At 63.2% G+C, this 24,619-nt stretch carries 19 protein-coding genes; 6 read left to right on the forward strand and 13 right to left on the reverse strand.

Features of this window, described 5'->3' with window-relative positions:
• Positions 1-70: 70 nt before the first annotated feature.
• Both ASE71_RS09735 and ASE71_RS09740 read left to right on the forward strand, forming a co-directional pair.
• Positions 71-664 (forward strand): DUF1134 domain-containing protein, encoded by a 594-nt coding sequence (locus ASE71_RS09735; RefSeq protein WP_082566315.1) that lies wholly within the window; start codon positions 71-73, stop codon positions 662-664.
• Between the two features lie 161 nt (positions 665-825).
• Entirely contained in the window at positions 826-1,989 is a 1,164-nt protein-coding gene (locus ASE71_RS09740; protein WP_060518656.1) for a hypothetical protein, read from the forward strand.
• Positions 1,990-2,035: 46 nt separating this feature from the next.
• Here ASE71_RS09740 and ASE71_RS09745 read toward each other — a convergent pair whose 3' ends face one another.
• Both ASE71_RS09745 and ASE71_RS09750 read right to left on the reverse strand, forming a co-directional pair.
• Positions 2,036-2,872 carry a TrmH family RNA methyltransferase gene (locus ASE71_RS09745; RefSeq protein WP_034806450.1) on the reverse strand — a complete coding sequence of 279 codons (837 nt, stop codon included), beginning with the start codon at positions 2,870-2,872 and terminating at the stop codon, positions 2,036-2,038.
• A 4-nt stretch (positions 2,873-2,876) separates the two neighbouring features.
• The gene (locus ASE71_RS09750; protein WP_034806447.1) at positions 2,877-3,260 is read right to left on the reverse strand and encodes a hypothetical protein; all 384 of its coding nucleotides are present in this window, start codon (positions 3,258-3,260) and stop codon (positions 2,877-2,879) included.
• Between the two features lie 29 nt (positions 3,261-3,289).
• Here ASE71_RS09750 and ASE71_RS09755 point away from each other — a divergent pair, with 29 nt between their 5' ends.
• Positions 3,290-4,318: an RluA family pseudouridine synthase gene (locus tag ASE71_RS09755; RefSeq protein WP_060518558.1), complete on the forward strand. Its 1,029-nt coding sequence runs from the start codon at positions 3,290-3,292 to the stop codon at positions 4,316-4,318.
• Positions 4,319-4,528: 210 nt separating this feature from the next.
• Positions 4,529-5,434, forward strand: coding sequence for an RNA polymerase sigma factor RpoH (gene rpoH, locus ASE71_RS09760; RefSeq protein ID WP_034806441.1), 906 nt, complete (start codon positions 4,529-4,531; stop codon positions 5,432-5,434).
• Positions 5,435-5,543: 109 nt separating this feature from the next.
• Here rpoH and ASE71_RS09765 read toward each other — a convergent pair whose 3' ends face one another.
• Positions 5,544-7,859 carry a hypothetical protein gene (locus ASE71_RS09765; RefSeq protein WP_060518561.1) on the reverse strand — a complete coding sequence of 772 codons (2,316 nt, stop codon included), beginning with the start codon at positions 7,857-7,859 and terminating at the stop codon, positions 5,544-5,546.
• A 63-nt stretch (positions 7,860-7,922) separates the two neighbouring features.
• Positions 7,923-9,221: an adenylosuccinate synthase gene (locus ASE71_RS09770; protein WP_034806437.1), complete on the reverse strand. Its 1,299-nt coding sequence runs from the start codon at positions 9,219-9,221 to the stop codon at positions 7,923-7,925.
• A 204-nt stretch (positions 9,222-9,425) separates the two neighbouring features.
• Between ASE71_RS09770 and ASE71_RS09775 the strand changes: the two genes are divergently transcribed.
• Together ASE71_RS09775 and ASE71_RS09780 are read left to right on the forward strand one after the other, a co-directional pair.
• The gene (locus ASE71_RS09775; protein ID WP_060518658.1) at positions 9,426-10,307 is read left to right on the forward strand and encodes a DMT family transporter; all 882 of its coding nucleotides are present in this window, start codon (positions 9,426-9,428) and stop codon (positions 10,305-10,307) included.
• 125 nt (positions 10,308-10,432) lie between these two features.
• The gene (locus tag ASE71_RS09780; RefSeq protein ID WP_060518563.1) at positions 10,433-12,247 is read left to right on the forward strand and encodes a methyl-accepting chemotaxis protein; all 1,815 of its coding nucleotides are present in this window, start codon (positions 10,433-10,435) and stop codon (positions 12,245-12,247) included.
• 43 nt (positions 12,248-12,290) lie between these two features.
• Here the strand turns inward: ASE71_RS09780 and ASE71_RS09785 are convergent, their stop codons facing one another.
• The 9 genes from ASE71_RS09785 to ybgF all read right to left on the reverse strand — a co-directional run bounded on the left by ASE71_RS09785 (position 12,291) and on the right by ybgF (position 24,366).
• Complete coding sequence (locus tag ASE71_RS09785) at positions 12,291-12,797, reverse strand: GNAT family N-acetyltransferase (protein WP_060518566.1); 507 nt, start codon at positions 12,795-12,797, stop codon at positions 12,291-12,293.
• A gap of 119 nt (positions 12,798-12,916) precedes the next feature.
• Positions 12,917-14,512: a phosphoglycerate dehydrogenase gene (serA, locus tag ASE71_RS09790; protein WP_034806426.1), complete on the reverse strand. Its 1,596-nt coding sequence runs from the start codon at positions 14,510-14,512 to the stop codon at positions 12,917-12,919.
• Between the two features lie 132 nt (positions 14,513-14,644).
• On the reverse strand, positions 14,645-15,823 hold the full coding sequence (locus tag ASE71_RS09795; RefSeq protein ID WP_060518572.1) for a phosphoserine transaminase: 1,179 nt from the start codon (positions 15,821-15,823) through the stop codon (positions 14,645-14,647).
• Positions 15,824-16,069: 246 nt separating this feature from the next.
• Positions 16,070-16,903: an outer membrane protein gene (locus ASE71_RS09800; protein WP_060518661.1), complete on the reverse strand. Its 834-nt coding sequence runs from the start codon at positions 16,901-16,903 to the stop codon at positions 16,070-16,072.
• A 188-nt stretch (positions 16,904-17,091) separates the two neighbouring features.
• Positions 17,092-17,916 (reverse strand): outer membrane protein, encoded by an 825-nt coding sequence (locus ASE71_RS09805; RefSeq protein WP_060518574.1) that lies wholly within the window; start codon positions 17,914-17,916, stop codon positions 17,092-17,094.
• A gap of 381 nt (positions 17,917-18,297) precedes the next feature.
• The gene (glmM, locus tag ASE71_RS09810) at positions 18,298-19,650 is read right to left on the reverse strand and encodes a phosphoglucosamine mutase (RefSeq protein ID WP_060518576.1); all 1,353 of its coding nucleotides are present in this window, start codon (positions 19,648-19,650) and stop codon (positions 18,298-18,300) included.
• Positions 19,651-19,966: 316 nt separating this feature from the next.
• Complete coding sequence (ftsH, locus tag ASE71_RS09815; protein ID WP_034806263.1) at positions 19,967-21,907, reverse strand: ATP-dependent zinc metalloprotease FtsH; 1,941 nt, start codon at positions 21,905-21,907, stop codon at positions 19,967-19,969.
• 100 nt (positions 21,908-22,007) lie between these two features.
• Positions 22,008-23,273, reverse strand: a complete 1,266-nt coding sequence (gene tilS / locus ASE71_RS09820) for a tRNA lysidine(34) synthetase TilS (protein ID WP_060518662.1) — start codon at positions 23,271-23,273, stop codon at positions 22,008-22,010.
• A 64-nt stretch (positions 23,274-23,337) separates the two neighbouring features.
• Positions 23,338-24,366, reverse strand: a complete 1,029-nt coding sequence (ybgF, locus tag ASE71_RS09825) for a tol-pal system protein YbgF (protein WP_034806258.1) — start codon at positions 24,364-24,366, stop codon at positions 23,338-23,340.
• Between the last annotated feature and the right edge of the window lie 253 nt (positions 24,367-24,619).

Raw genomic sequence — 24,619 nt, forward strand, 5'->3', positions numbered from 1 at the left:
GAGCAGTGATCTGACTGTCGGCCACTGCAAACCCGCAAGCGAGCAATTTTCGCGCCTGACGGAGGATATGATGCATCAGATCATGAAGGCAGCCACATCGGCTCGCCGTGTTGTCCTGGCCACGATGTTTCTGGTCGCCGGCGCCCTGTCCGCTGCGCACGCCCAGTCGGCGAACAACAACAGCCAATACACAATGCAGGAAATCGTCGATGCCGGTCACGGCTTCTTCGGCGAAACCTCGGGCGGCCTTGCCAAGGTCGTCGAACGTGCCTTTGAACGCTACGGCCTGCCGAACGGCTACATTCTCGGGCAGGAAGGCTCAGGCGCGTTCATCGCCGGCCTCACCTATGGCGAAGGCGAGCTCAACACCAAGAATGCCGGACAGCACAGCGTCTTCTGGCAGGGTCCGTCGCTCGGCATCGACTGGGGTGGCCAGGGCAGCCGCGCCATGATGCTCGTCTACAATCTGCCGAGCGTGCCGGCGCTCTACAAGCGCTTCGGCGGCGTCTCCGGCTCGGCCTATGTGGTTGCCGGCGTCGGCATGACGGTGCTGACCGACGAGAACATCGTCGTGGTGCCGATCCGCACTGGCATCGGCGCGCGCCTCGGCGTCAATGTCGGCTACCTCAAGATGACCCAGACCCCCACCTGGAATCCTTTCTAAGACCGTTGCCGGACCTGCCTGTCGCAAAATCCGGCACCATAGACTTGCAGCGCACGAAACGTCATGTTTAGTGCAAGGAAGCGGAAGATGGAGCGCCTGCCGTGCCCTTTGTGGCCGGGCAGGCGGTTCGGTTTCCGGTCCAGTTTCGAAACGGCCAGCTCGTGATCCAATTCTCGCTTCTCTTTGCCCTGGGCTTTCTGACGGCGATCATCATCGGTCTCCTGGTCGCACCGGCGATCCACCGCCGGATCGTGCGTTTCGCCGAGGACCGGCTGAAAGCGACGATGCCGCTCAGCCCTCAGGAGGTGCGCGCGCAAAAGGATGCTGCCCGCGCCGCCTTTGCCGCCGAGAATGCCCGCACGCTTCAGGCCCTGAAGCGCGAACGGGACAAGGGCGTGTCGCTGATGCTGACCAACGAGAAGAGCCTGCAGGAAGCCCGTCGCCTCAGTGGCGAAAACGCCGATCTGCACGCCCAGCTGGCCGACATGAACGTTGAGGCGGCAGACATGCGCTCGGCCATCCGCCAGTTCGAACAGCGGCTGGAACGCATGAAGGCGACCCTCGACAGCGTCGAGCGGGACAACGCCGGCAAGGCTGACGAGATCAGAAAGCGCGACGCCCAGCTCGCCCAGGATGCGGCCCAGACCGACAATCTGCGGATCGATCTGGCTGCGCGCGAGACCGAGGTCGAGCATCTGAAGAGCCGGATTGCCACGCTGCGCGACGAGCGCGAAGCCCTGCGCAGCGACTTGAAGACCGAGACCACCCATGCAAAGGAAATGGAGCTCCGCCTGTCGCGCGACGGGACCCGCCTTCACCGGCTGGAAGACAAGCTTGCGCGCGAAATGGCGACCAGCGCCGATCGCGAGAGCGCGCTCGAAAGGCGCGCCGGGGAAATCGAGAGATTGAAAGCCAAGGTCAAGGACACCAACCAGGAAATGCGTGACGCCGCCAAGGCTCTCCGCGCCGCGGGCGTCGCCTTTCCCCTGCGCCGCGACCGCAAGCCGGCATCCGAACCGGCCGCCAACGGCGCCGCGGAACCGGCCCAATCCGTAGGAGGGGAGCCCGGCTCCATCGTCGCCGCCGACGACCTGCGCAATCGCGCCACCGCCCTTTCGGAGCGCCTAACCAACTCCAAGTCCGCAGCCCATGACGAGGCGCTTCGTGATGAAGTCGCAGCAATCGCCGCGGGCATGGTCGCACTGACGGCGACGAACGAAGGCGCCGCCTCCCCCATCCTCGGCCTGCTCTCGGGCGAGGAAGAAGGCACCGGTAACAGGAAAAGCCTGGCAAAGCGCGTCAAGGACATCCTGCCGCGCGAGTAGTGCGCGCAGCGGTCGGAATCATCTGCCCTTACACCAGTGCGAACCGTCAGATCCGGCCGTTGATCAATGCCACCTGGTGCAATGCGATGCCCGCCGCGGTCGACACATTGAGGCTGTCGAGCCCAGGACGCTGGCGGATGCGCGCCGTCTGGATCGCCGTCATCACCGATTGCGGCAGCCCCTCGCCCTCGGTCCCCATCAGAAGCGCCGTGCGCTGTGCCGCCGGGATCGCCCCGATGTCGATCGTTCCCGCCGGCGACAGGCCCCAGATTGCAAAGCCCGCATCCTGCAGCTGCTGCAGCATGACGGCAACGGACCCTTCGCGGGCAAAAGGCACCGTCAGCACGGAACCGACGGAAACGCGGATCGCCTTGCGGTACATCGGATCGCAGCTCGTCTCGTCCATCAGCACCGCATCGACCCCGAAGGCCGCGGCGTTTCGGAAAAGCGCACCCATATTGTCGTGGTTGGAGATGCCGCAGGCCGCCAGCACCAGGCTCGACGCGGGTAGCGACGCGATCAGCGCGTCGCGATCCGGCTCGCCTTCGCGGCGCCCGAGTGCCAGCACGCCGCGATGCATGTTGAAGCCGGCGATCGCGTCGAACACCTGCGCATTCGCCACATAGACCGGCACGTCAGGCGGGAAACGCCGAAGAATGTCGCCAACGCCCTCCAGACGGTTTTCCAGAAGCAGGAGGGCCTCCGCCGCAAAGCCACGGCCGGTCTCGTGCGCGGCAGCCAGCATGCGCAGCACCACGGTGCCTTCGGCGATGAAGCGACCCTGCCGCCCCGTCAGATCGCGCTCCTTGATCGAGACGAAACCGGCGATCCGGGGATCGGCGGGATCGTCGATGCGCAAGACGGGCGGGAGGGCGCCTGGCATGCCGTCAGTTCGTCCGAACGGTAATATCCGCAACGATGCGGCCGGTGCCGATGTCGAAGACGATGGCGCGCGGCTCGGCGCCGGGCAGGTTGCCGTAGAACAGCACCTGCGAGCCCGAAAGCGCGACATTCGTCACGGTGAAGCCTGCGGGCAGCGCGGCAACGGCGTTGAGCGGTGCCTCGCTCGGGACGACGGCAGCGGACGTCTGGGCCGGCGCTTTCTCATCCGTGCGTGTCAGCTTGTAGACAATCGTTCCAAGGACAGCCATAAGCATGACCAACATGACGCCGGCCGAGACGAGCTGCAGCTTCACCATCTTGCGGCGGACATTTTCCATCGCCGGATCTAGCGGCTTGTCTTCCTGGTCGTCGGGCTCGATTGCGGTCATGGCTGGCCTTTTTTCGGATTTTTAGCGGAATGAACGACCCCTTTAAACAAGCAACGGCCAATAGGAAAGTCCTGACGGCGGGCGAGGATGCCGCAGGGCGGCTCGATTCCTTCCTGACGGACGCACTTTCGGGTGAATTCTCCCGCAACCGCATCAAGGCCCTGATCGAACAGGGTGCGGTGTCGGTCAACGGCAAGCCGGTGAGCGAACCGAAGAAGAAGGTACAACCGGGCGACGTTTTCGAGATCGACCTGCCCGAGCCGGAAGATCCCGAGCCGAAGGGCGAGAACATCCCCCTCGACGTGCTCTATGAGGACAGCGACCTGATCGTGCTGTGCAAGCCGGCCGGCCTTGTCGTGCATCCGGGCGCCGGCAACTGGACCGGCACGCTGGTCAACGCCCTGATCCACCATTGCGGCAGCAGCCTGTCGGGCATCGGCGGCGTCAAGCGCCCCGGCATCGTCCATCGCCTCGACAAGGAGACGAGCGGCGTCATGGTCGTCGCCAAGAACGATGCGGCCCATCGCCATCTCTCGGACCAGTTTGCCGACCACGGTCGCACCGGCCCGCTCGAGCGCGCCTACCGGGCGGTCGTCTGGGGGCGGCCACGGCAACTGAAGGGTACGATCGACGCGCCGCTCGGCCGCGCCGGCGACCGGACGAAGCGCGCGGTCAAACGCGAGGACAGCGACGACGCCCGCGAGGCGATTACCCATTACGAGGTGGTCGAGCGCTATCTCGAAAAGCCCGACGGCACCTCGCTCGCCTCGACCATCGAATGCCACCTGGAAACGGGCCGGACCCACCAGATCCGCGTGCATATGGCTCATATCGGCCACCCGCTGATCGGCGATCCCGAATACGGCGCCGCCTTCAGAACCAAGGCGAACCTTCTGCCGGAGGCCGCCAAGACCGTGGTCAATCAGTTTCACCGCCAGGCGCTGCATGCCTTCATGCTGCAGTTCGAACACCCCTCGACCGGCGAGACCATGCATTTCGAAGCACCGATGCCGGCCGACATGGCAGCGCTGATCGACGCGCTGCGCAGCGGGGAGTGACCGCCCCTTGAAATCCGGCGAAAGAATTCCGATCTAAGGCGAGCCTCTATTCGTGACATTTCCGTCGCTCCGGCGTCACATGCTTGTGAACCGGACTCCTTGAATCATGCTTTCGCCGTACTTATTTTCTACGTTCGTGGGGTCTTGACGAAGACCCACATGCCCGGCTTGCCGACCGGAGGCCGGAGACTAAAAAGGGGGGTGCTTCATATGGCCCGAAACAATTTGCCGTCCATTGCCGCTGGAGAAGGCGGCCTCAATCGTTACCTCGACGAAATTCGCAAGTTCCCGATGCTGGAGCCGCAGGAAGAGTACATGCTCGCCAAGCGGTACCAGGAACATGACGACCGCAAAGCGGCACACAAGCTCGTCACCAGCCACCTTCGCCTCGTCGCCAAGATCGCGATGGGTTATCGCGGCTACGGCCTGCCGATCGGCGAAGTCGTGTCGGAGGGCAACGTCGGCCTGATGCAGGCCGTGAAGAAGTTCGAACCCGATCGCGGCTTCCGTCTCGCCACCTACGCAATGTGGTGGATCAAGGCGGCGATCCAGGAGTACATCCTGCGCTCGTGGTCGCTGGTCAAGATGGGCACGACCGCCAACCAGAAGCGGCTGTTCTTCAACCTGCGCCGCCTCAAGGGCAAGATCCAGGCACTCGATGAGGGTGACCTGAAGCCGGAGCAGGTCAAGGAAATCGCCACCACGCTCAAGGTGAGCGAGGACGAAGTCGTGTCGATGAACCGCCGCCTGTCCGGCGACGCCTCGCTCAATGCGCCGATCAAGGCGAGCGAAGGCGATTCCGGCCAATGGCAGGACTGGCTCGTCGACGATCACGACAACCAGGAAGAAATCCTGATCGAGCAGGACGAACTCGAAAGCCGCAGGGCGCTGCTGGCGAACGCGATGAAGGTGCTCAACGACCGTGAGCGTCGCATCTTCGAAGCACGCCGTCTGACCGAAGATCCGCTGACGCTTGAGGATCTTTCGGCCGAGTTCGACATCAGCCGCGAGCGCGTCCGACAGATCGAGGTTCGCGCCTTCGAAAAGGTTCAGGATGCCGTGCGCAAGGCAGCGCTGGAGCGCGCCAATTCCCTGCGCGTCGTCGAAGGCGCCTGAGGCGACTGCAGCACTTCAGCGAAGGTTCTGCTTCAAGAACGCGAAATCCAATAAAAAAACCCGGCGGTTGCTTCCGCCGGGTTTTCTGTATCTATCGCTCTTATCGAGCTTACTGGCTGTTGCTTTCGGCAGCCGTTCCCGTCGTCGACCAGGCGCGCATCGCCTGGTTGAAGGCATCCGTACCGCTCTGCCCCTTCTCAAGCGTCAGCAGCGCGCGGCGCCCGTTGCGATAGGTGAGCGGAATATCGATCCAGCTGCGGCTACGCAGCAGTTCGGTGTTGTTGCCGATGGCGTCCGTCGCATCGTTCAGCGCGATCATGTGGAAATCGTCGGTGATCTTGGCCGGAACCGCGATCAAGGCGTCTCCCCGGTCCTGCTCGGTCCGCTTCATCGATACGCGCTGGACGCTGTCGATAGCGCCGCCTTCGAAGTTCGACGGCAGCGAGAACACGAATTCGATGACGTGACTTGCCGGCAGCGACGGATCCGCATTCCGCTTGATCGTCATCAGCGCGGTGAGGCCACGGTCGGGAACGGTGATCTGGGCCTGGATTGCCGGTTCGGGCTTGGCATCGCCGCCAGGCGACTCCTCCTTCACCGTCCATGCCACGGTTCCCGGAACGGCCGTGGGCGAAGACTGGCCAAGACGCTCCTCGTAGAGGAACATCTTCTCGCCGGTCGCAAGCGCGACTTCAGGCTGGTTCGGCTGGCCCGCCGGCTGTCCTGTCGCAGGCGCTCCGGCCTGGCCGGCCGTGCCGCCCTGCCCGGCGGCCGCTTCGACAGGCTTGCCTGCCTCCGTCTGCGGCGCCACGGACTTGCCTTCCTGCGCCGCGCTCTCGCCGGTTGGGTTGGCCGGACCGTCGTCGGTTTCCGATCCGTCCGCCATCAGGCGCTGCGTGAACTTGGTCGAGCTGTTGTCCGGAGCGACGGTATCGTCGTGCGCAGCCGGTTCCTGCGTGGCGGTTTCGCCAGCGGGCTGCGGCGGCGTGCTTTGTTCTGCCGGCGCTCCGCCGATGTTTGACACCACCGAGGTTATCGACGCCACCATGCCGGAGATCCAGGCATTGCCGGCCTCTCGGTTCTGCCAGTAGGCAAACCCGCCGCCGCCAAGCGCCAGCAGGGCGACGCCCGCAATCGCGAGACGCTTAATGCTGAAGCGCGACGGCTTCGGCGTGGCCCGGTAAGATGTCGGCCTCGGCGCCGCCGGGGTTGCTTCGCCAGCCCGTTCCGGCTCGCGCGCTGCGGCCGCAGCTCCGGCTCCCGCCGCAGCAGTATTGGCCGCGTCCTCGAAACCGAGCAGGTCGTCGATATGATCCCAAGCGGTACCAGCGCGTTCCTGCTGGTTCTGTGCCGCCGGTGCGGCAGTAGCCTGAACAGGCTTTTCGACCGGCCATGACCAGTCGCTGATCTCCGGTTCGGAAGTCTTCTCGGCCCGCCGCTCTTCGATCGCCGCGAAGGGGTCATTGTCGTCGAACGACCAGCCGCGCACCGGGTCCGCCTTCGGCGTCGCCTCAGGCGCATGTTGGTCCGGCTCGGCAACCGGGTGCATCCCCAGGAGCTCGGGCGCGTTATCCGGTTCGTGGGCCTCGGCGGCACGCTCGTCGCTGAGGTGTTCGGCAACCGGAGCGACGGTCGAAGTCGGACCAACGGTCTCCCACTCGGGCAGGTCCCACTCCGAGAGTGCCGGCTTCTGCTCGGCGTTTGCCGCCGGCGCTTCCTCCCAGGCCGGCTCATGCGCGGCATGGTGCTGCGCCTCGACCGACGGGGAAGGCTCCGATGTGTCCTGCGTTTCTGCCACCGGCTCCGAATACTCGGGCGCTTCGTAGGCTGGCGCGTCTTCGTGCGGCTGAGCCACGACGGGACTTTCGTCCAGCGGCGCCGCAACGGCTTCGGCAGGCTCAACGACCGGTTCGTATTCTACCGGCTCGACCGGAGTTTCCTCGGCCAGTTCAGCATGAGGCTCGACGACATGCGTCGGTTCCTCATAAGCCTCGACATGGTGGTAGGGCTCGGCGGCGCTTTCCGGTTCCGCGGCCGGCTGTTCGACCTGTTCGGCAACGGCCACCGGTTCGCTTTCGGCAACCGGCGCAGACTGAGCTTCAGGTTCCGGTTCCGGTTCCGGTTCCGGAACGGGCTCGTCTACTGCAGCGTCCGAGGCAACCGGTTCGACGGTCTCCGCCTCGGCTACCTCCGGCTCGTCGAGCGCCGGCAGGGCCTCGGCATGTTCGCTGTCGACCTCGGCGATCGCATTTTCGAGCTTCGCCAGCTGGCGATTGATCATGTCGTCCGACGGACGCGGGTTCATGTTTTCGAGTTGGCGGCGCACGGCCGCGCGCGCCTTCTCGTATACCCTGTCCCGCATTTCAGGTGTGTTTTCCGACAGGCCGTCAACGGTCCTGCGAATAACTGCAACAAAGTCCGCCATTAGTACTTTCTCATACGCCCAGGTATGTCTTTGCGATCACGACGCAATGTCAGTTCGCCGACACTAGTCCTCAAAGGGGTCCGTCACAAGTATTGTGTCGTCCCGCTCCGGGCTGGTCGAAAGAAGAGCAACCGGTGCACCGATCAGTTCTTCCACCTGGCGGACATACTTGATCGCTTGCGCCGGAAGATCTGCCCAGCTGCGCGCGCCAACCGTCGATTCTTTCCATCCTTCAAGCGTAACATACACTGGCTTTGCCGAAGCTTGCTGCGCCTGGCTTGCCGGCAGATGGTCGATCTGCTGCCCATCCAGAGTATAGCCGATGCAGATCTTCAGTTCGTCGAGACCATCGAGAACGTCGAGCTTGGTAAGCGCGATGCCGGTGATGCCGTTGGCGGCGACCGACTGACGCACCAGAGCCGCATCGAACCAGCCGCAGCGACGCTTGCGACCCGTGACCGTGCCGAACTCATGCCCCTTCTCGCCGAGGAACTGGCCGATTTCATCAGTAAGCTCGGTCGGGAACGGACCTTCGCCGACACGCGTCGTATAGGCCTTGGTGATGCCGAGGATATAGCCGAGCGAACCCGGGCCCATGCCCGAGCCGGCGGCAGCCTGGCCGGCGACCGTGTTCGACGAGGTGACGAACGGATAGGTGCCGTGGTCGATGTCGAGCAGCGTGCCCTGCGCGCCTTCGAACAGGATGCGGGCGCCCTTGCGGCGAGCCTTGTCGAGCAGCACCCAGACGGTGTCCATGAACGGCAGCACCTTGGCGGCGACCGACGAAAGCTCCTGCATGATCGCGTCATGGCTGATCTCGGCTTCGCCGAGGCCGCGGCGCAGCGCGTTGTGGTGCGTCAGCAGGCGATCGACCTTGGCCGGCAGCGTGTCAAGGTCGGCAAGATCCATGACGCGAATGGCGCGACGGCCGACCTTGTCTTCGTAAGCCGGACCGATGCCGCGGCGCGTGGTGCCGATCTTCGTACCGCTGTTGGAGGCGGCGTCCTCGCGGATGCCGTCGAGCTCGCGGTGCAGCGACAGGATCAGGGTGGCATTGTCGGCGATGCGCAGATTGTCCGGCGTGATCGCAATGCCCTGCTTGCCGAGCTTGTCGATTTCGGCGATCAGCGCGTGCGGATCGATCACGACGCCGTTGCCGATGACGGCAAGCTTGCCGGGACGCACGACGCCGGAGGGCAGGAGCGACAGCTTGTAGCTGACGCCGTCGATCACCAGGGTATGGCCGGCATTGTGACCGCCCTGAAAGCGCACGACGATATCCGCGCGCTCGGAGAGCCAATCCACAATCTTGCCTTTGCCTTCGTCACCCCATTGGGAGCCGACCACTACGACATTCGTCATAATTCTCTTCCTGTTCAGGCGCGCAACCGAGGCTGCGCTGTTCTCAAACCCGCGCATCTATACTGTGTTGTCATCTGGAAAGCGACCCCGTTATGTCGGGCGTTCCGCCCTTTTTGCATGACAAGGCCGGGATATAGAGCCTATATCTTCCGCTCTCCCGCCATCGCGACAGCCGGTCGCCATCCCCATGCAGGTCTGACCATCGTGAATTCCAGGGCCTACTTCTATCTGTGCATCACCGCTCTCTTCTGGGGCGGCAACTCCGTCGCCGGAAAGATGGCCGTTGGCCATGTGAGCCCAATGATGCTGACGACCCTGCGCTGGGTCTTCGCGCTCATCGTCATCCTGGTGCTGATGACGCCGCAGATCCGCCGCGACTGGGACAAGATCCGCAAGCACTGGCTGCAACTTCTTGCCTATGGCGCGATCGGCTTCACCACCTTCAATGCCCTGCTCTACTCGGCGCTCAAATATACGAGCGCCATCAATGCCGTCATTCTGCAGGCCGGCATCCCGATGCTGATCTTTCTCTTCAACTTCGCGCTCTTCCGCACCAAGGCGTCGATCGCCCAAGTGATCGGCTTTACCGTCACCCTCGTCGGCGTGCTGGTGACGGCGGCCCATGGCGACGTCACCAGCCTGCTGTCGCTCGAATTCAACTTCGGCGATGCGCTGATGATCGCGGCCTGCATCGTTTATGCCGGCTACACCGTGGCGCTGCGCTACAAGCCGACCATGCACTGGCAGAGCTTCATCGCCGCCCCCGCCTTCGGCGCGCTGTTGAGCGCCATCCCGCTGTTGTTCTGGGAGATCGGCACAGGCACGGCGATAGTCCCAGATACCACGGGCTGGGTCATCGTTCTCTATGCCGCGATCTTCCCGTCGCTGATGTCGCAGGTGCTTTATGTGCGCGGTGTCGAGATGATCGGCGCCAACCGCGCCGGCCTGTTCATCAACGCCATTCCCGTTTTCGGCACGCTGCTGTCGGTGATGCTGATCGGCGAGACCTTCCACCTCTTCCACCTCGTCGCCCTGCTCTTGGTGCTCGGCGGGATCGCGATCGCCGAAAAAGGTCGCCCGCGCTAGAGAAATCTCGCGCCTGCCGGGCAAGTTTCGGGCGATGCAATCGCTAGAACTCGGGAGGCGACTTAAGGCTTGATTAGCAGATGGGTGTTTCTGTCGCCGCCAGGATTTTCCTTGGGGCTAAGGCAGTGAAAAATATTAGAATTTCGACACGTATCTACTTATTGACGGCGATGGCGCTGGTCTTCATGGCAGCCGCCATGGCCTACAAGACTCAAGTCGCCAACTCGGAAGTCAGCGACGAGCGCCGGCAGATGCTGCGCAACGTCACCGAAGCGGCGATCTCGACGATCGCAAGCTTCGAGGAGCAGGAGCGCAATGGCACGCTCTCGCATGAGGAAGCCCAGAGCCGCGCTATTTCCGCCGTTATGGCCATGCGCTTCGGCCAGGACGGCTACTTCTTCATCAACGGCTTCGACGGCATGATGATCGCCCACCCGCTCGCCAAGAAGCTCGTCGGCACCGACGTGCGCGGCCTCAAGGATACCAACGGCAAAGCCTTTAACGTCGAGCTCATCGCGTTGGCGCAGAACCCGGGCAGCGGTATCGTCAACTACTATTGGGACAAGCCCGGCCATGAGGAGCCGGTCGAGAAGTACTCCTACATTCAGGGCTTCAAGCCCTGGGGTTGGGGCGTCGGCACCGGTGTCTATGCCGACGATCTCGCCGCCAAGTACAATGCGTCTCTGCTGATGACGATCATCACCACGGCGATCGCCGCGATCGCGACGCTTGCTGCCGCCATGGCGATCGGCCGCTCGATCAGCCGGCCGATCAACCGGCTGAAAGACGTGATGCTCGAAGTATCGAACAACGACACCCGTTCGGAAGTTCCGGATACCGACCGCCGCGACGAGATCGGCCACATGGCCGATGCCCTCGTCGTGCTGCGCGCCTCGGTGATCGAGCGCAACGCGCTTGAAGTTCGCCAGCGCGAACAGCAGGTGGCGCTCGACGGCGAGCGCAGCGCCAACGAGGAAATGCAGCAGGCGACCGCCCGCGTGCAAGCCCATGTCGTCAGCACCATCGGCGGCGCACTGGAAAGGCTCGCGAGCGGCGACCTGACGACCCATGTCCCCGATCTCGGCGCCGACTACGAAAAGCTGCGCCAGGACTTCAACACTGCCGTTGCGGCCCTTCGCTCGACGGTGAGCGCGATCGCCGATTCCACCTCAGTTGTCACCGGCAATGCCAATGAGATCAGCAAGGCAGCCAACGACCTGTCGCAGCGCACCGAGCAGCAGGCAGCGTCGCTCGAAGAAACCGCAGCCGCCCTCGACGAGATCACCTCAGCAGTTCAGAACTCCACCAACCGGGCCGAGGAGGCGACCCGCATGGTCGCCGAGGCCCGCAAGGGTGCGGCCACCTCGAGCGAGGTCGTTCGCGACGCGATCACCGCCATGGGCCGCATCGAAAACTCGTCTTCGAAGATCGGCGAGATCATCGGCGTCATCGACGACATCGCCTTCCAGACGAACCTCCTGGCGCTGAACGCCGGCGTCGAGGCGGCACGCGCCGGTGATGCCGGCAAGGGCTTTGCCGTTGTCGCGCAGGAGGTGCGGGAACTGGCGCAGCGTTCGGCAACGGCGGCCAAGGAGATCAAGGGGCTCATTACCGCGTCGGGTGTCGAGGTTTCGGCCGGCGTGCGTCTGGTCGAGGCGACCGGCTCGGCGCTCGGCGACATCGAGCGGCGGGTCAACGAGATCAACGACCGCATCGTCGCCATTGCGACGGCCGCCCGCGAACAGTCGGTCGGGCTGCGGGAGATCAACACCGCCGTCAACCAGATGGACCAGATGACCCAGCAGAACGCCGCCATGGTCGAGCAGACCTCGGCCGCAAGCCAGGCGCTCGCCGGCGAAAGCAACGTGCTATCCGGTCGGCTCGCCCAGTTTACCGTCGAGGAGAAGGTATGGCGGTCCGCTGCGCAGCGCGCAGCTTGATCCATCCCGAGACGAAAATGGCGCCAATCGGCGCCATTTTCATTCAGACGAGATGCCGCTCCATATAGAGCGCATCATCGCCATAACTTGAAAGCTTCTGCACCAGCCGTTCGTCCATGCGAACCTCGAAGCCCTGTCGCTCCCAGAAGCGGCGGGATCCGTTGACGGAAACGAGCGACATCGACCGGAACCCTTCCGTCCGTGCAACATCGGCAAGCATCGGCAACACGCCGCCCCCTGCCCCGGAGCCACGCATTTCGGGCAGAAGGGCGAGGTCATGGATGTACCAGGTATCGGCAGCCTCAGGGATTTCGCCAAGCATGCTGTTCAGCGACGGCGGCGCACCGCGAAGCCAGGGGTGGCTCAACACATAGCCGCGCGACAGGCCCTTTGAGTCCAGCATGAAACAACCGGCAGGGCTGAGCGCGATGCGGTCGGCGAGCACGGCGTCATCCTCGGGAAAGGCCTGGTGAACCACGAGCTGGATCTCCGATACGGATGCGAGGTCGGGCAGGCTTGCCTCACGCCAGCGGAATGTCATTTCGGTCATTTCTCGTCACATGCGTTCGAAACAGGAAAACGCACCGGCGGTCGGCCGGTGCGTCCTCGATATGTCCCGTGAGTGGGTCGGCAAAGTGGCAGACCGTGCTGCCACTTGCTGGGCTGGCATCAATCGATGTTGAAGACCAGCGGCTTTGCCTGGCGAATTGCCGGATTGGCACGCAGCTTGTCAAGCACGGCCTCGGAAACAGCGCCATCGACGTAGAGCAGCGCGATCGCGTCACCGGCTTCCTTCTCGCGGCCGAGCTGGAAGTTCGCGATGTTGACGCCCGCATCGCCGAGCGTCATGCCGATGAAGCCGATCATGCCGGGAACGTCGGTGTTGGTGATGTAGACCATGTGGTTGCCGACATCCGCATCGAGGTTGATGCCCTTGATCTGGATGAAACGCGGCTTGCCGTCCGAGAACACCGTGCCGGCGACCGACCGCGTCTGGTTCGCCGTCTTCACCGTCAGCTTGATGTAGCCGTCGAAGACGCCGGTCTTGTCGCGCTTGACCTCGGACAGGATGATGCCCTTTTCCTTGATCATGACCGGCGCCGAAACCATGTTGACGTCGGCGACCTGCGGCCGGATCAGACCGGCAAGCACGGCACTCGTCAGCGCCTTGGTGTTCATGCCGGCGGTCGAGCCGTCATAGAGGATCTCGATTTCCTTGATCGCGCTTTCGGTCACCTGACCGACGAAGGCGCCGAGAACATCGGCAAGCCGGATGAACGGCTTCAGGATCGGTGCTTCCTCAGCGGTGATCGACGGCATGTTGATGGCGTTGGAGACCGCACCCTTGACCAGATAGTCCGACATCTGTTCGGCCACCTGCAGCGCGACGTTCTCCTGGGCTTCCGTGGTCGAAGCGCCGAGATGCGGCGTGCAGACGACGTTCGGCAGGCCGAAGAGCGGACTTTCGGTTGCGGGTTCGACCTCGAAAACGTCGAAACCGGCGCCGGCGACATGGCCCGACTTGATCGCTTCGGCAAGCGCCTTCTCGTCGACCAGACCACCACGGGCGCAGTTGACGATGCGCACGCCGGGCTTGGCCTTGGCAAGCGCTTCGGCGCTCAGGATGTTGCGGGTCTTGTCGGTCAGCGGCACGTGCAGGGTGATGAAGTCAGCCTGGGCGAGCAGTTCGTCGAGTTCGACCTTGGTGACGCCCATTTCTTCGGCACGCTCCTTGGAGAGGAACGGGTCGTAGGCAAGCACATGCATCTTCAGACCGATGGCGCGCGAGCAGACGATCGAGCCGATGTTGCCGGCGCCGATGACGCCGAGCGTCTTGCCGGTGATTTCGACACCCATGAAGCGGGACTTCTCCCACTTGCCGGCCTGCGTCGAGGTGTCGGCGGCCGGAAGCTGGCGGGCAACGGCAAAGAGCAGCGCAATCGCGTGTTCGGCGGTCGTGATCGAGTTGCCGAAGGGCGTGTTCATCACGATGATACCGCGGCGCGAAGCGGCCGGGATGTCGACATTGTCGACGCCGATGCCGGCGCGGCCGATGACCTTGAGGTTGGTCGCAGCGGCGATCAGCTTTTCCGTCGCCTTGGTGGCGGAACGGATGGCAAGACCGTCATAGTTACCGATGATTTCGGCGAGCTTGTCCTTGTCCTTGCCGAGCTTCGGCTGGAAATCGACTTCGACGCCGCGGTCGCGGAAGATCTGGACGGCGGTTTCCGACAGTTCGTCGGATACGAGAACACGAGGTGCCATGGGAGGCCTCCTTAAAGATCAGGTCTGAATGGGAATGCGGGTAGCCAGGCCTCGCTCCCATCGGGAGCGAAGCGGATCACTCAAATCAGTGTGAGATGCGGGCGAAGTTCATTGTCCTCACCCTTTGTCCAATCAGGCCGCGGCCTGTGCCAGCGTTGCCTTCTGGGTCTCGAAAGCCCAGGTCAGCCATGGCATCAGCGCCTTCATGTCGGCGGCCTCGATCGTGGCGCCGGCCCAGATGCGAAGACCGGACGGGGCATCGCGGTAATGGCCGATGTCGAAGGCGACGCCTTCCTTTTCGAGAAGCGCAACCACGCCCTTGGCAAAGGCCGCCTGTCCGTCGGCGTCGAGCGCGAGCACGTCCTTGTCGACGATCTTCAAGCAGACCGAAGTGTTGGAGCGGGTCTCGTCCTTGACCGCCAGGTTTGCGATCCAATCGTTGGCGGCGACGAAATCGAAGATTGCCTGCGCATTGGCATCAGCCCGGGCCATCAGGCCCTTGAGCCCGCCGACCTGCTGCGCCCAAAGCAGCGCATCGATGTAATCTTCGACGCAAAGCATCGACGGCGTGTTGATGGTTTCGCCGGTAAAGATGCCTTCAATCAGCTTTCCGCCCGAGGTCATGCGGAAGATCTTCGGCAGCGGCCAGGCCGGCACGTAGGTCAGCAGCCGTTCGACGGCGCGCGGCGACAGGATGATGACGCCATGGGCGCCCTCGCCGCCAAGAACCTTCTGCCAGGAGAAAGTGACGACGTCGAGCTTGGCGAAATCGAGGTTCTGCGCAAACGCGGCAGAGGTCGCATCGCAGATCGTCAGGCCCTTGCGGTCAGCCGGGATGAAGTCGCCGTTGGGCACACGCACGCCCGAGGTCGTGCCGTTCCAGGTGAAGACCACGTCGCGGTCGAAATCGACCTTCGAAAGGTCGGGAAGTTCGCCGTAACCGGCTTCGAACTTGCGTACGTCGGCGAGCTTCAGCTGCTTGACCACGTCGGTCACCCAGCCGGCGCCAAAGCTTTCCCAGGCGACCATGTCGACGCCGCGCGGACCGAGCAGCGACCAGAGCGCCATTTCGACGGCGCCGGTGTCGGAAGCGGGCACGATACCGATACGGTAGTCGGCCGGCACTTCAAGAATGTCACGGGTAAGATCGATGGCCTGCTTCAGCTTCGTCTTGCCGATCTTGGCGCGGTGCGAACGACCGAGCGGAGCATCGGAGAGAGCGTCGAGCGTCCAACCGGGGCGCTTCGAGCAAGGGCCAGAAGAGAAATGGGTATTGTTCGGACGGAGGTCCGGCTGTGCAGGCTTTGCCATGTGCTATCCTTCCAGATAGATAGCCCTTCGTTGGGGAAGGGTGTCCCGCCGTCGTCGATATTGGCGGCGGGATCGGAAGTCAAGCGCTTTGTCGCAATCGACAAAATTAATGGCGTCGCGGGCAACATATGAAAAGACAGGCGGCCACCGCCGAACGATTGTTGCCAGGCAACGCCTTCATGTGGGCAACAGGTTGAATCACTTGGGGAAAAGCAAACCTGCTCGACTTTCCCGCGGCCGATGGCGCTAGAACGAGAAGCGCAGGCCCGCTCGGATTTCGTGACGGGAAAGACCGTCGTCAAAGCCCTTGTCGCCACGTGCGCCCGCAAGCGCCTCAGTGCCGAAGCCGAACATCTCGCCGTCGGCGATATGGGAGTAGCGGTAGCCGACATCGAGCTTCAGCTGATCGCTGAGGTCGTAGGAAACGCCGGCCATCAGCGCATAGGTGAACCGCCAGCCGTCGCGCCCCTCGTAAGAGATGGAGCCGGCCGCTCCGGCGCAGGCGCCGCCACCGGCAACGCAGGTCGCCTTTTCAACCGCCGTATCCCAGTTGAGACGCGTCGCGCCGAGACCAGCGCCGACATAAGGCGTGAAGCCGGCAAGCGTGCCGAAATCGACATAGGCATTCGCCATCAGGCCGAGAGCGGAATAGTCGGCCCCGGTCGAAAACGCGCAGGATGTTCCCGCCCCTTGCCCCGCGCACGGGCTTGCCGATGAGGATGAACCGTTGAACCGGCCCTCGAAATACTCCGCCGTCAGGTCAGCGCGGAACGTGTCGGTAAACTGGTAGCCAACGCCAAGCGACCCGGAAAACGGCTTGTCGAAACGGGCGTTGTCGAAGGTGGTGCTGTCGTAGGTCGACGTGCCCGCATCGAAGGTCCGGTAATAGGGATCGCCTTCGCTACGCCAAGGCGCATAGCCGATATCGCCGCGCAGATAGATCGCACTCGCGCCAGCCGATTCTTTTTCGATGGTGATCTCCGGCGCATTCAGGAGATCCTCATCGGCAGCGAATGCCGCGCCGGAAAGGAGCAGGCCGGCACCAAAAGCGGCCCCGCAGAACCCGTTTCGCCAATCCATGCCCATGCCCTTTCACCACTGCTATCGGTGCGGGATGGCGCGCTGCCATCACCGCTTCGTTCAGCGTTAACTATTGGCAGCGACTGGTTAACCCCCGGTTAACCATGCCTGTTAGGAAACAAGCAAAGAATGGCGGCAACGAAAAAGGCCACCCGAAGGTGGCCTTTTGTATCATCTGGTCTGGCCGATCACTTGTAGACGATCGGCTCCGGCTCGTAGGGCACTTCGCAGACACTGCCGAACGAGTAGCGCAGACCAGCGCGCGCCTCGTGGATGTAGAAGCCTTCGTCGGAGCCCGGACCGCCACCGTTGGCGTAGCCGAACATGTCGCCATCGTCGACCTGGCGGAAGCGGTAGCCGACGTCGGCTTTGAGATTGCAGGTGAGGTCGATGGCTGTACCGGCCATCAGCGCGTAGGTAAAGCGCCACTTGCTCTCACCGTCATGGCTCGTCGTCGGGTCGCAATTGCCGGGGTTGCCGATTTCGCAACTGGTGTTGCGCAGCTTGTCCCACTTGACGTGCGTCGCACCGATACCGGCACCGACGTAAGGCGTGAAGGCGCCGTAGGTGCCGATATCGACATAGGCGTTGGCCATCAGGCTCCAGGCGGAAACCGATGTGACGTCGCGCGACCGGCACGGGCCCGGGAAGTTGCCGCAGCCACCCACGGTCGAGCCGTTGAAATCGGCGCTGCCCCAATAGTCGGCCGTGACGTCGGCACGGAAGTAGTTGTTGAACTGATAACCGACACCGACGCCGGCGACCCAGGAGTCATCGATATCGGCGGTTTCGAAATTGGCGATGGAGCCGCCCGGCCCACCCTGGTAGAAATTCGCGCCGCGCAGGTTGTTCCAGGCGTAACCGACATCGCCGCGCAGGTACCAGCCGCTGGTCTGGATGACTTCGACCGGCTGTTCCGGCACCGGCTCGATAGGCGGTTGATAGACATCCGCAGCAAGAGCTGCCGTGCCGCTGAGCAAGATCGCAACAACGCCACTCAAAATTCTCTTCATGGCCCACTCCAATAGATTCCGTTGCTTGGATCACCGTGAAAGCGGTGCCCAAATCCCGTTGTTGTTGTGGATAATGAGGAGCAAAGGTTAAGTTCCGATTAACTACAAACGTTTACCGCGTTTGTTAAGGAATCGGCATATTCTTGTAGTTGTCGTGCAGTTTACTGCCTGCTGCCCGAGATCACATAAGGTAGAGCTAAATAGAACGGCAGAACAACACTCTCTTTGGTCGTGATGGTTGCAGGTTCTGTTCCCCAGCGGAGTTCTAACGGGAAAATGGCCCGGACCGCGGCGACACTACCGGGCAAAAGCAACAGGCAACGGGAAAAAAAGAGGCCGGCGCTTCGCACCGGCCCTGGAGGGAAGTCGATTGGTACCGGCTTAGGCGGCGTTGCGCACGCTGCCGATGACATTGACCAGTTCGTCGACGATGCGCTCGACCTGGCCGCGATCGTCGCCTTCCGCCATCACGCGGATAAGCGGCTCCGTGCCGGACGGGCGGATCAGCAGACGACCGGATTTCGCAAGCTCCGCTTCCGCGTCCGCAATCGCCTGGCGCACGGTCGCGTCTTCAAGCGGCTTGCCGGCCGAAATGCGCACGTTCTTCAGCACCTGCGGCACTGGCTCGAAGCGGTGGCAGACCTCGCTCACCGTCTTGCCCTGACGCTTGATCACCGCAAGGATCTGCAAGGCCGCAACAAGACCGTCGCCGGTGGTGCCGAAATCGGAAAGCACGATATGGCCCGACTGTTCGCCGCCGACGTTCAGCCCGTCCTGGCGCATCTGCTCGACGACATAGCGGTCGCCGACCTTGGTGCGGCGCAGGTCGATGCCGCGCCCTTTAAGGTAACGCTCGAGACCGAGATTGGACATCACGGTCGCCGCAACGGCACCGCCGCGCAGCATGCCGTCCTCGGCCCAGCTGTCGGCAATGACGGCCATCAGTTGATCGCCATCAATGACGGTACCGTTCTCGTCGACGATCAGCACGCGGTCGGCGTCGCCGTCGAGCGCGATGCCGATATCGGCGCGCACTTCATGGACCTTCTTGGAAAGAGCAGCCGGATGCGTCGAGCCGCAGTCGAGGTTGATGTTGAGGCCGTTCGGCTCCGTACCGATGGTAACGACTTCGGCACCCAGTTCCCAAAGGGCGGTCGGCGCCACCTTGTAGGCCGCGCCATTGGCGCAATCGACGGCGATCCTCAGGCCCTGCAGCGTGACATCGCGCGGCAGCGTGCGCTTGGCATGTTCGAGATAGCGATAGATGTCGCCATCGACGCGCTTCGCGCGGCCGATGTCTTCCGACTTCGCCAGCTGGCCCGAGAGATCCTGGTCGAGCAACGCCTCGATCTTCTGTTCGATGTCGTCGGAGAGCTTGTAGCCATCGGGGCCGAACAGCTTGATGCCGTTGTCCTGGAAGGGATTGTGGGACGCCGAAATCATCACGCCGATATCGGCGCGCAGCGAGCGGGTGAGCATGGCCACACCCGGCGTCGGGATCGGCCCGAGCAGGAAGACGTCGAGACCGGCCGCGGTGAAGCCCGCCACCATCGCGTTTTCGAGCATGTAGCCGGAAAGACGCGTGTCCTTGCCAATCACCACCCGGTGGCGATGGGCGCCATTGCGAAAGATCGTACCGACGGCGATGCCGACCCGCATCGCCAGATCCGGTGTCATCGGAAACATATTGGACTGGCCGCGAATACCGTCGGTGCCGAAATACTTGCGCTTCATAAGAGCTCCATCGTTCTGCCGGGTCAGCGCTGGCTTTGCCAGTTTCGCCTGTCTGCGGGGTGCGCGACTGGGTTTCATTGACCGGACCTCATTTCATATCGGCGGTTGCCGTACGCCTCGGATCGTCGTGCCCGCCAATGGCCATGCGATCGCAACACATGAGTCTTCTTTGACACAAAAGCGCAGCAAACGGCAGCGAGCCTAGCATCAGAAATCATTACATCCCGTTACCAAATGCCAGGTGCAAAATCGCCAACGAAAAACCGCCGCTCCACTCAAGGAACGGCGGCTTCAATACATGGCCGACAGCTGTCGGTTATTGCGGCTGCGGCTCGAACCCGCCTTCGGACTCTTCGCCCTTGCCCGCCGAGCCTTCCTTCTTGGCACCGGCCGAGGGAACGGCCGAGCCACGATGCGGCGGCGTGTCGTCGCCGAGATCACGTGCCGGCTTCTCCCCGCGGATCAGCGCCTTGATTTCTTCGCCAGTCAGCGTTTCGTATTCGAGCAACCCTTCGGCAAGCGCCACGAACTCGTGGTTCTTCTCCGTCAGGATTTTGCGCGCGGTCTCGTAGGCCTCATCGATCAGACGACGGATTTCGTTGTCGATCTTCTGGGCGGTCGCCTCCGACACGTTCTTCTGCTGAGCAACGGAGTGGCCGAGGAAGACTTCCTGCTGGTTCTCGCCATAGGAAACCTGGCCGAGCTGGTCGGAGAAGCCCCATTGCGTCACCATCGCACGGGCAAGCTTGGTGGCCTGCTCGATATCCGAGGATGCGCCCGAAGTGATGTTCTCTTTGCCGAAGGTCAGTTCTTCGGCGACGCGTCCACCCATCATGATGGCAAGACGCGAGACCATCCACTTGTAGCTCATCGAGTAGCGGTCGCCTTCCGGCAGCTGCATGACCATGCCGAGCGCGCGACCGCGCGGGATGATCGTCGCCTTGTGCAGCGGATCGGCCGAGGGAACGTTGAGCGCGAGGATCGCGTGACCGGCTTCGTGATAGGCGGTCAGCTTCTTCTCGGCCTCGGTCATCGCCGACGAACGACGCTCCGCGCCCATCATGATCTTGTCCTTGGCATCCTCGAACTCGAGCATGGTGACAAGACGCTTGTTGCGACGGGCGGCCATTAGGGCGGCCTCGTTGACGAGGTTCATGAGGTCGGCACCGGAGAAGCCGGGCGTACCACGGGCGAGCACCTTGAGATCGACGTTCGGCGCCAGCGGCACGTTGCGCACATGCACCTTGAGGATGCGTTCGCGGCCGTTGATATCCGGGTTCGGCACGACGACCTGGCGGTCGAAGCGGCCCGGACGCAGAAGGGCCGGGTCGAGAACGTCAGGACGGTTGGTCGCGGCGATCAGGATGATGCCTTCGTTGGCTTCAAAGCCGTCCATCTCGACCAGCAGCTGGTTGAGCGTCTGTTCGCGCTCGTCGTTGCCGCCGCCGAGACCGGCGCCGCGATGACGACCGACAGCGTCGATTTCGTCGATGAAGATGATGCAGGGCGCATTCTTCTTGGCCTGTTCGAACATGTCGCGCACACGGCTGGCGCCGACGCCGACGAACATTTCCACGAAGTCCGAACCGGAGATCGTGAAGAACGGCACGTTGGCTTCGCCGGCAACCGAGCGGGCCAGCAGCGTCTTACCGGTACCGGGAGGACCGACGAGCAGCACGCCGCGCGGAATGCGACCGCCGAGGCGCTGGAACTTCTGCGGGTCGCGCAGGAATTCGACGATTTCTTCCAGGTCCTGCTTGGCTTCGTCGACGCCGGCGACGTCGTCAAAGGTGACGCGGCCATGCGCTTCGGTCAGAAGCTTGGCCTTGGACTTGCCAAAACCCATCGCCCCACGCGAGCCGCCCTGCATCTGGCGCATGAAGAACAGCCAGACGCCGAGGATCAGAAGCATCGGAAGCAGGGTACCGATATAGCTGAGGAACCCGGACGAACCGTCGGTTTCCGGGCGAACCGTGACCGTCACGTCCTTGGCTTCGAGGCGCTCGGTCAGCGCCGTATCGACTGATGGCGCGTAGGTCTGGAAGGTTGCGCCGCTTTCGGAATAGCTGCCGATCACTTTCGAGCCGGTGATCACGACTTCCTTGACGCGGCTCGCATCCACGTCCTTGAGGAATTGCGAGAACGGAATCTCGCGCGAGCCGGTGCGCTCCGTCGGCTGTTGGAACATGCTGAACAGCGCGATCAGCAGAAGCGCTATGATTGCCCAAAGGGCAAGATTACGAAAATTAGGGTTCATCGAACTCCCCGGAACCTGTCACGACCCGCGCATTTCGCGAGCCGCTGTCTTGCTCCCTAACATAGGGTTCTGGTGACGTATTGCCAAGGCAAACCGCCGGCTACCGTTCCATTTCTGTCAATAGATCGTGAACCGGCGGCGGAGGATAAGGCTCTCGTCCGAACAATCCGGCGATCCGATCGGCCATGATCCGGTCGAAACCCGGCAAAAAGGTGTCGTAGAGCCCGATCCGCGGCTCGATTGTGATGGATGCGACACTTTCGCCGTTCTCAGACAGGACCCTCGGCGCCGTAAGCGATGCACGACCGGCAACGCCCGGTGGCAAGCCTGCGGCAATAAGTCTCTGCTGTTGTGGCCCGCCTCGGCCCTCTGCCGCGACGGAGATGGGCGCGCTTCCGCCATTTCGCACATGGAAGCGGCCATCCCATGTTGCGGTCTCGCCGCCTGCAAGCGTCAAAGTCGTCAGGCCCCGCGCCTCGCGATAGAGGTAGAGCCCGCTTGCGCGGCGGTCGAACACGCATCTTCCGGCCGTCATCCTACCGAGCGTTGTCTCTCGCAGAAACGCCGCCACCCGCTTCACCGTATCTGCGGCGGGGATATGCGCGCGGCCGCCGACCACGGCCACCAGCGCGAGCAGCGCCCGCTGCCAATCGACGTTGTCGCGATGGTCGTCGAGAGCAAGCGGGATCTCCACCACCAGGCCTGCATGCACGCGCACATGGCGGGTGATGAAGGCGGCAGCCCTTGTCGACGACCGGGCCCTGGCTCCAGCATCCCATACCCCCTCTTCTGCCCGCGGTGATTGCGCCAGTTCAGCCCGGACGCGGACGCGCTCGAAGGTCGGGTTGGCGTTGCTCGGATCATCGAACCAGGTCACGTCGCGTGTCGCGAGATAGGCGCGGATCGACGCTCGGTCTAGGTCGAGGAACGGCCGCAGCACCCAGATCCGGCGGTCATAAAGGGTGGCACTCGCCATGCCGGAAGCGCCCGGCCCCTGCGCCCTTTGCATCCGCATCAGGATCGTTTCGCGCTGGTCGTCGCTGGTGTGGCCGGTGACGATACAGCCGGCCTCAAGCCGCTCGGCGGCATCCGCCAGTAGCCGATAGCGCGCCTCGCGCGCCGCCGCCTGAATGCCGGTCAGCGGTTTGGGGCCATCCCAACGCTTGATGAGGTGCGGAACGCCGATGCTTGCGCAGAACGCGGCAACGCCTTGCGCTTCCGCAGCCGATTCCGGCCGCAGGGCGTGATCGACCGTACATGCGGCCAGGGAAAATCTGTTGGGGTCGCTTGCCTCGATCGCCTCGTTCAGGGCGAGAAGCAAGCCCTTGGAATCGCTCCCGCCGGAGACGGCAACGAGGATACGCATCGGGCGAAGAAAGGAGGCGAGAAATCGTTTTGCCGTTTCGACAACGGCTGTCGGCGCTGGAGCCTCAGCAGCCAAAGCGGCTCTGCTCGCTCGTCACCTTCGCCTTCACCGCAGGCGAGGCCTTGGGATAGCGCTTGTTGACCTCGCCCAGCGTCGCGCAGGCGGTTTCCTTGTTGTCGAGCGCACCGAGCGACATGCCGAGCTTCAAGAGCATTTCGGGCGCCTTCGGCGATTTGCCGTGGGCCTGATGCGCGTTCAGGAAGGTCTTGGCGGCGTCGCTGTATTTGCCTTGCGAATATTGGGCTTCACCCAGCCAGAAGCTGGCATCGGCTGCCTTGTCGCCCTTCGGAAACGCGGCCAGGTAGTCGCCGAATTCCTGCTCGGCAGTGCTGTAGTCGCCCGAAAGGACATGACCGTAGGCCGACTGGTAGAGGTCGCCGGGATTGTCGAGCGATGCAGTCTGCTGGCTGCCGGGATTGCTGTTCAAGCCGCCGTCGGCCGGTGCGCCGGAATCGACGCCGGGAAGCGTGGCGTTTGCGCCCGGCCGCCCATCCGTCGTCGCTGCGACCGGATTGCCGTTCTCGTCGAACACGATCTGTCCGAGTGTCGACGGCGGGGCCGCGCCGTTGCCGCCCTGGCTTGCTCCGGGCGAAACGCCCGAAGACGCCATGTCGTTGCCGCCGGCTGCGGGCGCCATGGTCTGGCTATCCGTCACCCCCGGGGTGACGGACGCCTGATCGCTGGTTTTCGGCGTCTGCAGAGCGCCGCTCTTCTTGGGGGAGGCCTTGCCGCTTTCCAGATCCTGGAAGCGGAACTCGTTGTCCTCCTGGAACTTCCGGATCTGCTCCTGCATCTGCAAGAGCTGGAAGCTCATTTCCTCGATACGCCCGTTAAGCGAGCGGATCTGTTCTTCGAGCTGGCCAATCCGTGCGGTTTCGGCCGACTGCACCTTTACGACGGGCAGGTTCTGCGCGCCGCTGTTGGTCTCAGTCGTTCGGGCCAGCAGCCCTGAAAGAGGCATGGCGTTCGCCGTCTGGCCGAGACCCGCAAGGGTCGCAAGACCGATCAGGCCCGCCACGACAAATTTCTTCATTTCATTTGTCCTGTTCGAATACCGGTTGTCCCACCCTTGACCAGGGGCCCGCAATACATCTCGCCGAGTCATCTGGGTGATTGCCGCACAGTTTTCCAATTGCCCTGAAAAAGCAACGGAGTTCGGCCAAAGTGTGGTAAAAAAGCAAAGGGCGGCCAAGGGCCGCCCTTTTAATTTAGCGATCTGTGATCTCCGGAACACGCAACGCCTCCTGGGATCAAGTCGTGATTCCGGGCCACGCGATGCGCGCGGC

It is taken from the genome of Ensifer sp. Root954 (genome assembly GCF_001429005.1).
In the GTDB taxonomy this organism is placed as follows: domain Bacteria; phylum Pseudomonadota; class Alphaproteobacteria; order Rhizobiales; family Rhizobiaceae; genus Ensifer; species Ensifer adhaerens.